Below are 15,000 nucleotides of genomic sequence, written 5' to 3' on the forward strand. Positions count from 1 at the left end.
AGGCCCGAACCCACGCACGTTGAAAAGTGCGGGGATGAGGTGTGGGTAGCGGAGAAATTCCAATCGAACCTGGAGATAGCTGGTTCTCCCCGAAATAGCTTTAGGGCTAGCCTTAAGTGTAAGAGTCTTGGAGGTAGAGCACTGATTGAACTAGGGGTCCTCATCGGATTACCGAATTCAGTCAAACTCCGAATGCCAATGACTTATCCTTAGGAGTCAGACTGCGAGTGATAAGATCCGTAGTCAAGAGGGAAACAGCCCAGATCGCCAGCTAAGGTCCCAAAGTGTGTATTAAGTGGAAAAGGATGTGGAGTTGCTTAGACAACTAGGATGTTGGCTTAGAAGCAGCCACCATTTAAAGAGTGCGTAATAGCTCACTAGTCGAGTGACTCTGCGCCGAAAATGTACCGGGGCTAAATACACCACCGAAGCTGCGAATTGATACCAATGGTATCAGTGGTAGGGGAGCGTTCTAAGTGCAGTGAAGTCAGACCGGAAGGACTGGTGGAGCGCTTAGAAGTGAGAATGCCGGTATGAGTAGCGAAAGACGGGTGAGAATCCCGTCCACCGAATGCCTAAGGTTTCCTGAGGAAGGCTCGTCCGCTCAGGGTTAGTCAGGACCTAAGCCGAGGCCGACAGGCGTAGGCGATGGACAACAGGTTGATATTCCTGTACCACCTCTTTATCGTTTGAGCAATGGAGGGACGCAGAAGGATAGAAGAAGCGTGCGATTGGTTGTGCACGTCCAAGCAGTTAGGCTGATAAGTAGGCAAATCCGCTTATCGTAAAGGCTGAGCTGTGATGGGGAAGCTCCTTATGGAGCGAAGTCTTTGATTCCCCGCTGCCAAGAAAAGCTTCTAGCGAGATAAAAGGTGCCTGTACCGCAAACCGACACAGGTAGGCGAGGAGAGAATCCTAAGGTGTGCGAGAGAACTCTGGTTAAGGAACTCGGCAAAATGACCCCGTAACTTCGGGAGAAGGGGTGCTTTCTTAACGGAAAGCCGCAGTGAATAGGCCCAAGCGACTGTTTAGCAAAAACACAGCTCTCTGCGAAGCCGTAAGGCGAAGTATAGGGGGTGACACCTGCCCGGTGCTGGAAGGTTAAGGAGAGGGGTTAGCGTAAGCGAAGCTCTGAACTGAAGCCCCAGTAAACGGCGGCCGTAACTATAACGGTCCTAAGGTAGCGAAATTCCTTGTCGGGTAAGTTCCGACCCGCACGAAAGGTGTAACGATTTGGGCACTGTCTCAACCAGAGACTCGGTGAAATTATAGTACCTGTGAAGATGCAGGTTACCCGCGACAGGACGGAAAGACCCCGTGGAGCTTTACTGTAGCCTGATATTGAATTTTGGTACAGTTTGTACAGGATAGGCGGGAGCCATTGAAACCGGAGCGCTAGCTTCGGTGGAGGCGCTGGTGGGATACCGCCCTGACTGTATTGAAATTCTAACCTACGGGTCTTATCGACCCGGGAGACAGTGTCAGGTGGGCAGTTTGACTGGGGCGGTCGCCTCCTAAAGTGTAACGGAGGCGCCCAAAGGTTCCCTCAGAATGGTTGGAAATCATTCGTAGAGTGCAAAGGCATAAGGGAGCTTGACTGCGAGACCTACAAGTCGAGCAGGGACGAAAGTCGGGCTTAGTGATCCGGTGGTTCCGCATGGAAGGGCCATCGCTCAACGGATAAAAGCTACCCCGGGGATAACAGGCTTATCTCCCCCAAGAGTCCACATCGACGGGGAGGTTTGGCACCTCGATGTCGGCTCATCGCATCCTGGGGCTGTAGTCGGTCCCAAGGGTTGGGCTGTTCGCCCATTAAAGCGGTACGCGAGCTGGGTTCAGAACGTCGTGAGACAGTTCGGTCCCTATCCGTCGTGGGCGTAGGAAATTTGAGAGGAGCTGTCCTTAGTACGAGAGGACCGGGATGGACGCACCGCTGGTGTACCAGTTGTTCTGCCAAGGGCATAGCTGGGTAGCTATGTGCGGAAGGGATAAGTGCTGAAAGCATCTAAGCATGAAGCCCCCCTCAAGATGAGATTTCCCATAGCGTAAGCTAGTAAGATCCCTGAAAGATGATCAGGTTGATAGGTTCGAGGTGGAAGCATGGTGACATGTGGAGCTGACGAATACTAATAGATCGAGGACTTAACCATATAATATGAAGCAATGTTATCTAGTTTTGAAGGAATATGCCTTCATAGTTTGGTGATGATGGCAGAGAGGTCACACCCGTTCCCATACCGAACACGGAAGTTAAGCTCTCTAGCGCCGATGGTAGTTGGGACCTTGTCCCTGTGAGAGTAGGACGTCGCCAAGCAACTAAAAACACAAGTCTTTTGACTTGTGTTTTTTTATTTCCCATGAAATAGGTTAGGTTCTGTTAGTAAAAATGATGAAATATAGTAAGGGATTTTTTGAGCAGAAATATTAAGAAATTGATAAATAAATGGATAATCTTCAGAGCCATAGCTTCCAAGTAAGTCATACCACCAATCTGTTTCATACCTAGAAATCATGCTTAAATTATAGAGCAATAAATAATGAACAAGGAGTTCAGGTAATACTGGCTTAGGATTTCTAGGATCAGTCGTAAGTGGTAAATAATAAGTATTAGTAAGATGTTCATAGTATAAAGGAGTACTGTACATAGGATTCCATGATTGAATGGGTGCCGTAAAAAATAAATTCGATTCATTAGTTTTCTCAGGTACGTGTTGCATTGATAAATGCTTACAAGATGTTTCAATGTAGCGAGAAAATCTCTCTTTAGTCATATGTAATCGATCTAGTAGGTTGACTGAAAAGGAGAGCTCATTTTTAATTGTTGAATCAATTTTATATAAAGTTGATCCTTTTTGACTATAGCGAAACAAATTTTGTAATTCTGGAATATTTCCCATTAGTTCTAACATGTTAAATTTTTCTGCTTCTAAGTGTTTCATGTGAAACAGTTGTTCTGCAACATGAGTAAACAATCCGTTTTTTTGTACCTTCACCTCATCTTCTAAAAATTGATACCCTTGTTTTTTTCGTTTGCGAGTTGTAACGCCATGAGCTAAAACAGTAGTGGATTCAGGATAGTTAGGATCAATGGTTAGTAGACATGCTTTAAAAAGTTGACTAATTCCATAAAATAACAACATTGGTTGAATAGAAAATGGAGCTGTCTTATATAATTCATAATAATTTTTCCCGTGTTCTAAGTAATAAATAAAGGGATAACAATTTTCAAAACTTTTTTTTTCGGCATCCTGAATAGAGGATTTTTCATAACAACGGGCAAGATAACGTTGTACGTTTTGAGATGAAAAAAAGAAACTCAACTGCTGCCAAGTACAAGATGTTTGATGCATATATTACGCTCCTTTTATTGTCTAAAAATTCTAACATATATATACGTCCTTGACAGTATTTTAACCAATTGATAAGCTACTAATAATAATTTCTGGTATCATAGGGGGAACAATTATGTGGGAATCTAAATTTGTTAAAGAAGGTTTGACTTTTGATGATGTATTACTTGTACCAGCTAGGTCAGATATATTACCAAGAGAAGTAAGTGTTAAAACAGTTTTATCTGAAAGCTTACAGCTAAACATCCCGTTAATTAGTGCAGGAATGGATACAGTAACAGAAGCTGACATGGCTATTGCAATGGCTCGCCAAGGTGGTTTAGGAATTATTCATAAGAATATGTCTATTGAGCAACAAGCAGAGCAAGTTGATAAAGTAAAGCGCTCTGAAAGCGGCGTTATTTCAGATCCTTTCTTCTTAACTCCAGAACATCAAGTATATGATGCAGAACATCTTATGGGAAAATATCGTATCTCAGGTGTACCGGTTGTAAATAATTTAGATGAGCGAAAATTAGTTGGTATTATTACAAACCGTGATATGCGTTTCATCCAAGACTACTCAATCAAAATTTCTGACGTAATGACAAAAGAACAGTTAATTACAGCTCCAGTTGGTACTACACTGGAAGAAGCTGAAAAGATCCTACAAAAGTATAAAATTGAAAAACTCCCTCTTGTTGATAATAACGGTGTATTACAAGGGCTTATTACAATAAAAGATATTGAAAAAGTAATTGAATTTCCAAACTCTGCTAAGGATAAGCAAGGACGCTTATTAGTTGGAGCAGCAGTTGGTGTAACAGCTGATGCTATGCTTCGTATAGATGCATTAGTAAAAGCTAGTGTAGATGCAATTGTACTTGATACAGCTCATGGGCATTCTAAAGGCGTTATTGATAAGGTAAAAGAAGTTCGTGCTAAATATCCATCATTAAATATCATCGCTGGAAATGTTGCTACAGCTGAAGCAACGAAAGCATTAATTGAAGCTGGTGCAAACGTAGTTAAAGTTGGTATTGGACCAGGTTCTATTTGTACAACACGCGTTGTAGCTGGTGTTGGTGTACCACAATTAACAGCAGTTTATGATTGTGCAACCGAAGCTCGTAAACACGGTATTCCAGTTATTGCTGATGGCGGTGTTAAGTACTCTGGTGATATGGTGAAAGCTTTAGCAGCAGGAGCACATGTTGTTATGCTAGGTAGTATGTTTGCTGGTGTTGCCGAAAGTCCTGGAGAAACTGAAATTTACCAAGGTCGTCAATTTAAAGTGTATCGTGGTATGGGTTCTGTCGGTGCGATGGAAAAAGGAAGTAAAGATCGTTACTTCCAAGAAGGAAATAAAAAACTTGTCCCAGAAGGTATCGAAGGACGAGTACCATATAAAGGACCTTTAGCAGATACAGTTCACCAATTAGTTGGTGGATTACGTGCTGGTATGGGATATTGCGGGGCACAGGATTTAGAATTCTTACGCGAGAATGCACAATTCATTCGCATGTCTGGTGCTGGCTTACGTGAAAGCCATCCTCATCACGTACAAATTACAAAAGAGGCTCCAAACTACTCATTGTAATGTCTTATATACAAATAGACAGAGATTTGATATCTCTGTCTATTTTTTTTTGATTATGTTAGAATAACGGTTATGTGAGTACATAGATATTGGGGGTAACAAAAGTGAAAGGTATGTTTTGCAAAAGATTCATTGCTTTGGTAACAGTGATTACACTAGCTTGTAGCATTTTTATGCCATATAGCAATGCATCAGCTGAAACAGGAGCCGCTTTAAACATTGAAGCAGGTGCGGCAATTTTAGTAGAAGCGAATTCTGGGAAAATTGTATATCAAAAGAATGCAGATGAATTATTATCCATTGCTAGTATGACAAAGATGATGAGTGAATATTTAGTTCATGAAGCAGTGGATAAAGGAAAACTTAAGTGGGACCAGAAAATTAAGGTTTCTGAATATGCATATAAGGTTTCACAAGATGCTTCATTATCAAATGTTGCATTAGAAAATGGTGGCTCTTATACAGTAAAAGAGTTATATGAGGCAATGGCAATCTTTTCTGCAAATGGTGCAACAATTGCATTGGCAGAAGCAATTGCAGGTAAAGAAGTAGACTTCGTAAAAATGATGAATGATAAATCGAAAGAACTAGGATTGAAAAATTATAAATTTGTCAATTCTACAGGTTTAACGAATAAAGATTTAAAGGGAATGCATCCTGAAGGAACAACAGCGGATGAAGAAAATAAAATGTCTGCAAAGGATGTTGCAACTTTAGCACAACATTTAATTAAAGATTATCCAAAAGTATTAGATACAGCAAAAATTCCTAAAAAAGAATTCCGTCCAGAAAAAGAGAAGTTTGCAATGTCAAACTGGAATTGGATGTTAAAGGGCTTAGTTAAAGAATATGATGGCGTAGATGGTCTGAAAACAGGCTCAACTCCAGAAGCAGGAGATTGCTTCACTGGTACGGTTGAAAGAAACGGAATGCGTTTTATTTCTGTAGTTATTAAAACAAGTTCTCATACAGCACGTTTTGATGAAACAAAGAAGTTATATGATTATGGATTTGCTAACTTTGAAGTGAAACAAATGTATAAAAAAGGTTCTTCAGTAAAAGGACAAGAAACAGTAAGAGTAGAAAATGCGAAAGATAAAGATGTAGAAGTTCAAACGAAACAAGCTATTTCACTTCCAGTGCCAAAAGGAAGTAAAGATGTTTATAAAACAGAATTAAAAGAATCAAGTAAGGGACAAGAAGCACCTATTAAAAAGGGAGCTGCGCTTGGTCAAATGGTAATTACGCCAAAAGATACAAACGACCCTGGATTTTTAACTGGTAAGTCGTTGCAAGTGGATCTTGTAACAACATCTGAAGTAGAAGAAGCAAACTGGTTTACTCGTGCTATGCGCGGAATTGGTTCATTCTTTAGTGGTATGTGGAATAGTGCTGTTGATACAGTAAAAGGTTGGTTTTAAAAGCTCCTCATGGTAGGGGCTTTTTTTTTATTCCTATTTTTCATACCGACTTTATGAAAAAGTAGTAGACAAGCATCTGATAGTTAGTGGTAGAATGTAAGAGTATTCTTAATTTTCGCCTTTAACGGGGGAAAGCAATTCACCTAGGGGGGTTTTTGTACATGACAAATGTAACAGGGACAGAACGTGTAAAACGTGGAATGGCAGAAATGCAAAAAGGCGGCGTTATTATGGACGTAGTTAACGCTGAACAAGCAAAAATTGCAGAAGAGGCAGGCGCAGTTGCCGTTATGGCATTAGAGCGTGTACCAGCAGACATTCGTGCAGCAGGTGGCGTTTCTCGTATGGCAGACCCAACAATCGTTGAAGAAGTTATGGGTGCAGTGTCAATTCCGGTTATGGCAAAATGCCGTATCGGTCACCTTGTAGAAGCACGTGTATTAGAATCATTAGGGGTAGACTATATCGATGAGAGTGAAGTATTAACTCCTGCTGATGAAGTATACCATTTAAATAAACGTGATTACACAGTTCCATTTGTATGTGGTTGCCGTGATATCGGAGAAGCTGCACGTCGTATTGCAGAAGGTGCATCTATGCTTCGTACAAAAGGTGAACCAGGAACAGGAAACATTGTAGAGGCAGTGCGTCATATGCGTCAAGTCAATGCAGAAATCCGTCAAGTTGCGAGTCTACGTGAAGATGAGTTAATGACATATGCAAAAAATACTGGTGCTCCTTACGAAGTATTACTTGAAATTAAACGTCTTGGTCGCTTACCAGTTGTAAACTTTGCCGCAGGTGGTGTAGCAACACCTGCAGATGCAGCATTAATGATGCAACTTGGTGCTGATGGGGTATTTGTTGGATCTGGTATCTTCAAATCGGAAAACCCAGAGAGATTTGCACGTGCAATCGTTGAAGCAACGACTCATTATGAAGATTACGAACTAATTGCAAGTCTTTCTAAAGGGTTAGGTAATGCAATGAAGGGTATCGAAATTTCAACGTTATTACCAGAACAACGCATGCAAGAGCGTGGATGGTAATTAAAGGAGAACTTTAAAATGGTGAAAATCGGTGTACTAGGTCTTCAAGGTGCAGTTCGTGAGCATGTAAAATCAGTTGAAGCAAGTGGTGCAGAAGCTGTTGTTGTAAAGCGTATAGAGCAACTTGAAGAGATTGATGGTCTTATTTTACCAGGCGGTGAAAGTACAACAATGCGCCGTCTTATTGATAAGTATGCTTTCATGGAACCACTTCGCACATTTGCAAAGTCTGGTAAACCAATGTTTGGTACATGTGCAGGGATGATTCTTCTTGCGAAAACACTTATTGGCTATGAAGAAGCACATATTGGTGCTATGGATATTACAGTTGAGCGCAATGCGTTCGGACGCCAAAAGGATAGTTTTGAAGCTGCGCTTTCAATTGAAGGCGTGGGTGAAGACTTCGTTGGTGTATTTATCCGTGCGCCGTATGTTGTAGAAGTAGCTGATAATGTTGAAGTGCTTTCTAAGCATGGTGACCGAATGGTAGCGGTAAGACAAGATCAGTTTTTAGCTGCTTCATTCCATCCGGAATTAACAGATGATCATCGTGTAACAGCATACTTTGTTGAAATGGTAAAAGAAGCGAAAATGAAAAAGTTGTATAAGTAACTTGCAACTTGTATAAGATTATAGTAAATTGATGGTAACAATTTTATAAAATAAGCGTGTTGATAGGAAATAGTAACAAATGTCGTTTCTTATAGAGAGTCGATGGTTGGTGGAAATCGATAGAAACAGTTTGTGAATCCATCCTGGAATGGAATGTGGAACATCTTTTAGATTAGTAAGCATTCCCGGTGAAGAGCCGTTATTTCTACTTGAGAGGAAAGCGGTAATGCTTTCAACTAGGGTGGCAACGCGGGTTAACTCCCGTCCCTTTATATAGGGACGGGAGTTTTTTGTGTTTTATAAAATAAAAGGAGGAGTATATAATGCTTGATATTAAATTTTTACGTACAAACTTTGAAGAAGTAAAAGCGAAATTACAGCATAGAGGTGAAGATCTAACTGATTTCGGACGTTTTGAAGAACTTGATACGAGAAGAAGAGAACTACTTGTTCAGACAGAAGAATTAAAAAGTAAACGTAATGAAGTGTCTCAACAAATCTCTGTATTAAAGCGCGAAAAGAAAGATGCAGAAGCTCTAATTTTAGAAATGCGTGAGGTTGGAGAAAAAGTAAAGGATTTTGATAACGAACTTCGTACAGTTGAAGAAGACTTAGAAAGATTAATGTTATCTATTCCGAATATCCCTCATGAGTCTGCTCCAGTCGGTGAAACAGAGGATGATAATGTAGAAGCGCGTACTTGGGGAGAAGTGAAAGAATTTACTTTTGAACCAAAACCACATTGGGATCTTGCTACTGATTTAGGAATTTTAGATTTTGAACGTGCTGGGAAAGTAACAGGAAGCCGCTTCGTATTTTACAAAGGTGCTGGTGCAAGATTAGAGCGTGCTTTAATTAGCTTTATGCTTGATCTTCATACTGATGAGCATGGATATGAAGAAGTATTACCTCCGTATATGGTAAACCGTGCAAGTATGACAGGAACAGGACAACTTCCAAAGTTTGAAGAAGATGCATTCCGTATTGAAAGTGAAGATTATTTCTTAATTCCAACAGCTGAAGTACCTGTAACGAATATGCATCGTGATGAGATTTTAAATAAAGAGCAATTACCTATAAGATATGCTGCATTTAGCTCTTGCTTCCGTTCTGAAGCAGGTTCAGCTGGTCGCGATACACGCGGTTTAATTCGCCAGCATCAGTTCAATAAAGTAGAGCTTGTGAAGTTCGTAAAACCAGAAGATTCTTATGAAGAGTTAGAAAAATTAACAAATGATGCAGAACGCGTGTTACAATTATTAGAGTTGCCATATCGCGTTATGAGCATGTGCACAGGCGATTTAGGATTTACAGCAGCGAAGAAATACGATATTGAAGTATGGATTCCAAGCTATGGCACATATCGTGAAATTTCTTCTTGTAGTAATTTTGAAGCTTTCCAAGCGAGACGTGCAAATATCCGTTTCCGCCGTGAGCCAAATGGAAAACCAGAGCATGTCCATACATTAAATGGATCTGGTCTTGCAATTGGACGTACGGTTGCAGCTATTTTAGAGAACTACCAACAAGAAGATGGTACAATTATAATTCCAGAAGTTCTTCGCCCTTATATGGGAGGAAAAACAGTTATTAAGTAAATTTAAACATTCATCGGTATGAGTGATTGGTAATTATGAGCGTTGTCAGTACTGTAATGTAGGAAGGGGAAAGTAAAATTTTCCTTTCCTCATAATTTATTTTAGTAGGGTTGACTAACTGTTTTTCTTTTGATATTATATTTGATGTCAATATGGAGGTATACCCAAGTCTGGCTGAAGGGATCGGTCTTGAAAACCGACAGGCGGCGAGAGTCGCGCGGGGGTTCGAATCCCTCTACCTCCTCCAGATATAATTGACAACAGCGCATATAAGTGGAGATTGGAGAACTCGTTACCAACACGTAACGAGTTTTTATTTTAAAACCAATCATAAAGTATGGTGTAAGGTAATTTTGTCCTTATTACACACTCATATTCCGATGATTATCTTCATAGATATGAAAGGAGTCAACATGGATCTTATTATACAAACGTTTCCTTTAGATGGAAAAACTTTATATTATGTACAATGTCCTGTCTGTAAGAACAATAGAATTTTAAACAGTGGTGCAAATGTGTCACGCATTATAAGCGATGATACATTCCGTAAACTTTGTGGTTGCACTTGTGATGTAAAGCAAGCTGAGACAAAAGTAGAGGCGCCAAAAAAGGTTGAAAAACCAACTGTAAAGAAAGAGGCAGCTCCAAAACGTACAGGTAAAGTATTAACGGCAGTGATTAACGGGAAAGAAATGACTGTTAAAGAGATTGCTGAAGCATACGATATTAGTACAAGTACTGTTCGTCAGCGTATTAACGCAGGAAAACCTGAGAGTGAAATTATTGCTCCAACAAAGAAGAAGTAATTTAATAGGAAAACCCGTGCATATGCACGGGTTTTTTATTTTACAAGTTTACGTGTTTGTTTTAAAAAATGGCCAATTTTTTTAATGATTGGTTCGATTGAATCACCATCTTTTAAAATATCGTACTCATTAATATTTAAGCGTAATACAGGACATGAATTAAAGTTGTTAATCCAGTTTTCATAACGTCCATGCATTTCTTTCCAGTACTCAATTGGTGTTTGCTGTTCCATTGGGCGTCCGCGTTCTTGAATGCGATCGACAATATCATCGAAAGAACCTTCTAAGTAAATTAATAAGTCTGGATGAGGGAAGTAAGGAGTCATGACCATAGCGTCAAATAAACCTTTGTATGTTTCATAATCAGTTTCTGTCATTGTACCTTTTTCATGATGCATCTTTGCGAAAATTCCAGTGTCTTCGTAAATGGAACGATCTTGAACAAAACCGCCACCGTATTCAAAAATTCTTTTTTGTTCCTTAAATCGTTCTGCTAAAAAGTACACTTGTAGGTGGAAGCTCCAGCGAGTGAAGTCCGCATAGAATTTGTCCAAATATGGATTGGAATCTACTTTTTCAAATGATGTGCGATAACCTAAAGCATTAGCTAATGCGGTTGTCATAGTTGATTTACCCACACCTACCGTTCCGGCAATAGTGATTACTGCATCATTGGGTATATCATATTTTTGCCTTAAATTCATTATTATTTCGACTCCTTTAAGAGAGTATTTTGAAGGGCAGATAGGATGACGTTTAAATCATCAGGATTTTTTACAAAATCCATATCGTCTCCATTAAATTTCAATACTGGTATCTCCGGATGATCTTTTCTAAAAGTATCCATTGCTGTTTCATAATCTTTTGTGAGCTGTAGTAAGTAATTTGGATCCATGTTTTTTTCAAATTCTCTTCCGCGCAAGGCGATTCGTTTTTGCAATGTTTCTAGGCTAGCTGTTAAATAAACAATGACATTTGGCACAGGCATATCTTGTGTAAGGATACGATAAATTTGCATGTACTTGTCATATTGAGAGTCTTTTAATGTGCGGGATGCAAAAATTAAATTTTTAAAGATATGGTAATCCGCTACTACTGGTTTCCTTTGATTCAAATACTTTATGTTAATATCTTCTAATTGTTTGTATCTATTACAAAGAAAGAACATCTCTGTTTGAAAACTCCATTCGTCGATGTCTTCATAGAACTTTCCTAAAAAGGGATTTTCATCAACTATCTCTTTTAGTAAGTGGAGTTGCATGTGAGTTGAAATTTCCTTCGCAAGTGAAGTTTTTCCAACACCAATTGGTCCTTCAACCGTGATAAATGGTACTCCGGTCACGCTGTTTCCTCCTTTCAATCAGTGATTTACCGTGACTACTAAAAACACAAAACAGAATTATTGTAGCACAAGAGGGAAGCGAGTGGGTTAATTTGATATAAAAAGTTAGAAAATAGATATATGTATTAATTAAATTTTATTTTGGATGACGATGTTATATTTGCTTTCAATGTAGTTTCCATTATTTTCAAAGCGTGTATATTATCTTGGTCGTTGTTAGAGGCGATACAATCCTGAGGTACATACAATTTATAATTTCTCATATGAGCATCATTAGCTGTAAATAGGATACATATATTCCCGGCAACTCCTGTTAATATTAGATTTTCTATTTTTAAATAACCTAGTAATGAATTTAAAGGTGTTTCATAAAAAGCGGAATAATGTGGTTTAATAAAAATGTAATCATCAGAACTTGGAGCAATCTTATGGATTATATTTTCACTATATTTATTTGTACAATGAGTAATAAGTTGGTCGATATCAGATCTCCAAAGTTGATAATGGTCATTAACGTAAATTATAGGATAGCCGAAGGATTTCATTTTTTTCTTTAATTGTAAAATAGGGTTTGTTATAGTTTCACATTTTTGAGCTAGAATGGGTCCGTGGGAAAATTGAAAATCATTAATCATATCGATAATGAGCAAGGCGGTATTTTTCATATGTAATCCCTCTCTTTTTCTTTTAGGGTGGATTGAATTTGTAAAAGTTATCCCCTGTGTAGTAAATGGAAATAAGTGTACTTTATTTGTAATGAAAGGACTATGTTATGGAACAAGATCGAGATATTTATTTTATGCAATTAGCGATAGAAGAAGCTAAAAAGGCAGAGGAAATACAGGAAGTACCAATTGGAGCAGTTATAGTGTTAGATGGTGAGGTAATTAGTGTTGCTCATAATTTAAGGGAAACTGAGCAAAGATCAATAGCTCATGCTGAGTTGCTAGCGATAGATGAGGCGTGTAAAAAATTAGGTACATGGCGTTTAGAAGATGCAACATTGTATGTAACATTAGAACCTTGTCCAATGTGTGCGGGTGGAATTGTTTTATCACGAGTGAAGCGAGTTGTATATGGTGCAAGTGATCCGAAGGGCGGATGTGCAGGGACATTGATGAATCTTTTAACGGATGAACGCTTCAATCATCAATGTGAAGTAGTAACTGGTGTACTAGAGGAAGAATGCGGTACGTTGTTAACAAACTTTTTTAGAGAGCTTCGTAAAAAAAGAAAAGCGATAAAAAAATTAGAGAAAAACAATGGGAACTAACGTATTTGCATTTTATAAAGAAACAAGTTATACTGATAATGCCTTTAATGAAGGCAACCGAATATTGGTTTTAACTTTGCCGTGCTAAGCGGGGAGGTAGCGGTGCCCTATACTCGCAATCCGCTCTAGCGAGGCCGAATCCCCTCTCGAGGTTATGTTGCTGTAAGGTCTGCCTTAAGTAAGTGGTGTTGACGTTTGGGTCCTGCGCAACGGGACCCCGTGAACCTTGTCAGGTCCGGAAGGAAGCAGCAATAAGCGGGTCTTCTCGTGTGCCGCAGGAGTGCCTGAACCGAGCTAACTGCTTGAGTAACGCTTATGGTACGTAATCGACGGAGGGTGCACGGCAGTTATATATGTATACAAAACTCACCTTAATACAAAGGTGAGTTTTTTGTATAGAAAATAACTTTTGGAATCTATAAACAGAATGGGTTATAATAAATGAGATAATAACCTTTGAGGGAGGCCGTATTTTCGTGTCATACCAAGCGTTATACCGAACATGGAGACCGCAAAAGTTCGAAGATGTAGTCGGTCAAAAGCACGTGACAAAAACGTTGCAAAATGCCCTTCTTCAAGAGAAAGTTTCACATGCTTATTTATTTTCTGGTCCGAGGGGAACAGGAAAAACGACAATTGCAAAAGTATTTGCAAAAGCAATTAACTGTGAACATGCTCCGGTAGCTGAACCTTGTAATGAATGTCCTTCTTGTTTAGGAATTACACAAGGATCCATTTCAGATGTATTAGAAATTGATGCGGCTTCAAATAACGGTGTAGATGAAATTCGAGATATTAGAGATAAAGTAAAATATGCTCCAAGTGCTGTAGAATATAAAGTATACATTATTGATGAAGTTCACATGCTTTCTATGGGTGCATTCAATGCGCTTTTAAAAACCTTAGAAGAGCCGCCAGGACATGTTATCTTTATTTTGGCGACAACAGAACCTCATAAGATCCCGCCTACAATTATTTCGCGTTGTCAGCGTTTTGAATTCCGAAAAATATCAGTGAATGATATTGTTGAGAGATTATCAACAGTCGTGACGAATGAAGGTACGCGAGTGGAAGATGAAGCATTACAAATTGTTGCACGTGCTGCTGAAGGTGGTATGCGTGACGCGCTTAGTCTTATTGATCAGGCTATATCTTATAGTGATGAGATTGTTACGACAGAAGATGTATTGGCCGTAACAGGATCTGTTTCTCAGCAATACTTAGGCAATTTAGTAGAATGCATACGTGAAAATGATGTATCAAGAGCATTACAGATCATAGATGAAATGATGAGTAAAGGGAAGGATCCAGTTCGTTTTATGGAGGATTTCATTTACTATTATCGTGATATGCTTTTATATCAAACTTCACCGCAACTAGAACATATGTTGGAACGAGTAATTGTAGATGATCAATTCCGTAAGTTGAGTGAAGAAATGCAACCGGAAGTGATCTATGAGATTATTCATACCCTTAGTAAGGGACAACAGGAAATGAAGTGGACAAATCATCCGCGTATTTTCTTAGAAGTTGTTATGGTGCAGTTGTGTCAACAGTTTATGATGCAAACAAACGGTACGGATCGTTTGCAAGCAATTATGAACAGGATGCAGCAATTGGAGAAAGAGTTAGAGCAAGTCAAAAAGAACGGTGTGCCAGCTGGTGTACAACAGGAAGTAAGAGAGACACGTGCAACACCAAAACCCGTACGAACAGGAAGTATGAAGATTCCTGTCGGGCGTGTAAATGAAGTATTAAAACAAGCGAAGCGTCAAGATTTAGAACAATTAAAAGCTGTATGGGGTGAGTTGTTAGGAAGACTCAAATCATATAACAAAGTAGCGTTTGCTGTTTTACTAGAAAATAGCGAACCAGTGGCAGCTTCAGATGACACTTACGTTTTAGCATTTCAATATGAGATTCACTGTAAGATGGCGAGCGAAAATCGAGAAGCTATGGATACAGTAGAA

At 39.2% G+C, this 15,000-nt stretch carries 12 protein-coding genes, 1 tRNA gene, 2 rRNA genes, 1 other RNA gene and 1 other annotated feature (2 of these 17 only partly in view); of the genes, 12 read left to right on the forward strand and 4 right to left on the reverse strand.

The genetic code is table 11. The features are described 5' to 3' along the window. Window positions 1-2,150 (forward strand): 23S ribosomal RNA (locus tag JFU02_RS19195); it begins 772 nt to the left of the window's first position. Between the two features lie 48 nt (window positions 2,151-2,198). Then, window positions 2,199-2,314, forward strand: a 5S ribosomal RNA gene (gene rrf / locus JFU02_RS19200). Window positions 2,315-2,348: 34 nt separating this feature from the next. On the opposite strand, the gene JFU02_RS19205 is transcribed toward rrf, so the two are convergent. Beyond that, on the reverse strand, window positions 2,349-3,350 hold the full coding sequence (locus JFU02_RS19205) for a YaaC family protein (RefSeq protein ID WP_000554293.1): 1,002 nt from the start codon (window positions 3,348-3,350) through the stop codon (window positions 2,349-2,351). 115 nt (window positions 3,351-3,465) lie between these two features. On the opposite strand from JFU02_RS19205, the gene guaB reads away from it, so the two are divergent. From guaB to JFU02_RS19240, 7 genes are all read left to right on the forward strand, one after another. Then, window positions 3,466-4,929 (forward strand): IMP dehydrogenase, encoded by a 1,464-nt coding sequence (guaB, locus tag JFU02_RS19210; RefSeq protein ID WP_000264089.1) that lies wholly within the window; start codon window positions 3,466-3,468, stop codon window positions 4,927-4,929. Between the two features lie 113 nt (window positions 4,930-5,042). After that, window positions 5,043-6,350 (forward strand): D-alanyl-D-alanine carboxypeptidase DacA, encoded by a 1,308-nt coding sequence (gene dacA / locus JFU02_RS19215; protein WP_140337655.1) that lies wholly within the window; start codon window positions 5,043-5,045, stop codon window positions 6,348-6,350. Between the two features lie 161 nt (window positions 6,351-6,511). Continuing rightward, window positions 6,512-7,399, forward strand: a complete 888-nt coding sequence (pdxS, locus tag JFU02_RS19220) for a pyridoxal 5'-phosphate synthase lyase subunit PdxS (protein WP_000186166.1) — start codon at window positions 6,512-6,514, stop codon at window positions 7,397-7,399. Between the two features lie 18 nt (window positions 7,400-7,417). Then, the gene (pdxT, locus tag JFU02_RS19225; RefSeq protein ID WP_000238784.1) at window positions 7,418-8,011 is read left to right on the forward strand and encodes a pyridoxal 5'-phosphate synthase glutaminase subunit PdxT; all 594 of its coding nucleotides are present in this window, start codon (window positions 7,418-7,420) and stop codon (window positions 8,009-8,011) included. Between the two features lie 50 nt (window positions 8,012-8,061). Continuing rightward, window positions 8,062-8,283, forward strand: a binding site (T-box leader). A 51-nt stretch (window positions 8,284-8,334) separates the two neighbouring features. Then, window positions 8,335-9,609, forward strand: coding sequence for a serine--tRNA ligase (gene serS, locus JFU02_RS19230; RefSeq protein WP_000884173.1), 1,275 nt, complete (start codon window positions 8,335-8,337; stop codon window positions 9,607-9,609). A gap of 154 nt (window positions 9,610-9,763) precedes the next feature. Beyond that, window positions 9,764-9,856: transfer RNA gene (locus tag JFU02_RS19235), tRNA-Ser, on the forward strand. Window positions 9,857-10,022: 166 nt separating this feature from the next. After that, complete coding sequence (locus JFU02_RS19240; protein ID WP_141528720.1) at window positions 10,023-10,415, forward strand: sigma factor-like helix-turn-helix DNA-binding protein; 393 nt, start codon at window positions 10,023-10,025, stop codon at window positions 10,413-10,415. A 35-nt stretch (window positions 10,416-10,450) separates the two neighbouring features. On the opposite strand, the gene JFU02_RS19245 is transcribed toward JFU02_RS19240, so the two are convergent. From JFU02_RS19245 to JFU02_RS19255, 3 genes are all read right to left on the reverse strand, one after another. After that, window positions 10,451-11,119 carry a deoxynucleoside kinase gene (locus JFU02_RS19245; protein ID WP_001053585.1) on the reverse strand — a complete coding sequence of 223 codons (669 nt, stop codon included), beginning with the start codon at window positions 11,117-11,119 and terminating at the stop codon, window positions 10,451-10,453. Between the two features lie 2 nt (window positions 11,120-11,121). Continuing rightward, complete coding sequence (locus JFU02_RS19250) at window positions 11,122-11,757, reverse strand: deoxynucleoside kinase (RefSeq protein WP_000148217.1); 636 nt, start codon at window positions 11,755-11,757, stop codon at window positions 11,122-11,124. A gap of 125 nt (window positions 11,758-11,882) precedes the next feature. Next, window positions 11,883-12,422, reverse strand: coding sequence for a cysteine hydrolase family protein (locus JFU02_RS19255; protein ID WP_000798738.1), 540 nt, complete (start codon window positions 12,420-12,422; stop codon window positions 11,883-11,885). Window positions 12,423-12,529: 107 nt separating this feature from the next. Between JFU02_RS19255 and tadA the strand changes: the two genes are divergently transcribed. The 3 genes from tadA to dnaX form a co-directional block, all read left to right on the forward strand. After that, the gene (gene tadA, locus JFU02_RS19260) at window positions 12,530-13,030 is read left to right on the forward strand and encodes a tRNA adenosine(34) deaminase TadA (RefSeq protein ID WP_000434338.1); all 501 of its coding nucleotides are present in this window, start codon (window positions 12,530-12,532) and stop codon (window positions 13,028-13,030) included. Window positions 13,031-13,109: 79 nt separating this feature from the next. Then, window positions 13,110-13,374: signal recognition particle sRNA large type (gene ffs / locus JFU02_RS19265), an RNA gene on the forward strand. 132 nt (window positions 13,375-13,506) lie between these two features. Further along, on the forward strand, window positions 13,507-15,000 hold the 5' portion of the coding sequence (gene dnaX, locus JFU02_RS19270; RefSeq protein ID WP_000121590.1) for a DNA polymerase III subunit gamma/tau. It continues 195 nt past the right edge of the window; only the first 1,494 of its 1,689 coding nucleotides appear in the window; the start codon lies at window positions 13,507-13,509; its stop codon lies off the right edge, out of view.

Origin of the sequence: Bacillus sp. TH13, from assembly GCF_016651175.1 — a bacterium.
GTDB lineage: Bacteria > Bacillota > Bacilli > Bacillales > Bacillaceae_G > Bacillus_A > Bacillus_A thuringiensis_S.

What these genes read in the sequence shown, in the direction of transcription:
- JFU02_RS19205 (WP_000554293.1), bottom strand. Translation starts at nt 3,350, where the DNA reads ATGCATCAAACATCTTGTACTTGGCAGCAGTTGAGTTTCTTTTTTTCA.
- guaB (WP_000264089.1), top strand. Translation starts at nt 3,466, where the DNA reads ATGTGGGAATCTAAATTTGTTAAAGAAGGTTTGACTTTTGATGATGTA.
- dacA (WP_140337655.1), top strand. Translation starts at nt 5,043, where the DNA reads ATGTTTTGCAAAAGATTCATTGCTTTGGTAACAGTGATTACACTAGCT.
- pdxS (WP_000186166.1), top strand. Translation starts at nt 6,512, where the DNA reads ATGACAAATGTAACAGGGACAGAACGTGTAAAACGTGGAATGGCAGAA.
- pdxT (WP_000238784.1), top strand. Translation starts at nt 7,418, where the DNA reads ATGGTGAAAATCGGTGTACTAGGTCTTCAAGGTGCAGTTCGTGAGCAT.
- serS (WP_000884173.1), top strand. Translation starts at nt 8,335, where the DNA reads ATGCTTGATATTAAATTTTTACGTACAAACTTTGAAGAAGTAAAAGCG.
- JFU02_RS19240 (WP_141528720.1), top strand. Translation starts at nt 10,023, where the DNA reads ATGGATCTTATTATACAAACGTTTCCTTTAGATGGAAAAACTTTATAT.
- JFU02_RS19245 (WP_001053585.1), bottom strand. Translation starts at nt 11,119, where the DNA reads ATGAATTTAAGGCAAAAATATGATATACCCAATGATGCAGTAATCACT.
- JFU02_RS19255 (WP_000798738.1), bottom strand. Translation starts at nt 12,422, where the DNA reads ATGAAAAATACCGCCTTGCTCATTATCGATATGATTAATGATTTTCAA.
- tadA (WP_000434338.1), top strand. Translation starts at nt 12,530, where the DNA reads ATGGAACAAGATCGAGATATTTATTTTATGCAATTAGCGATAGAAGAA.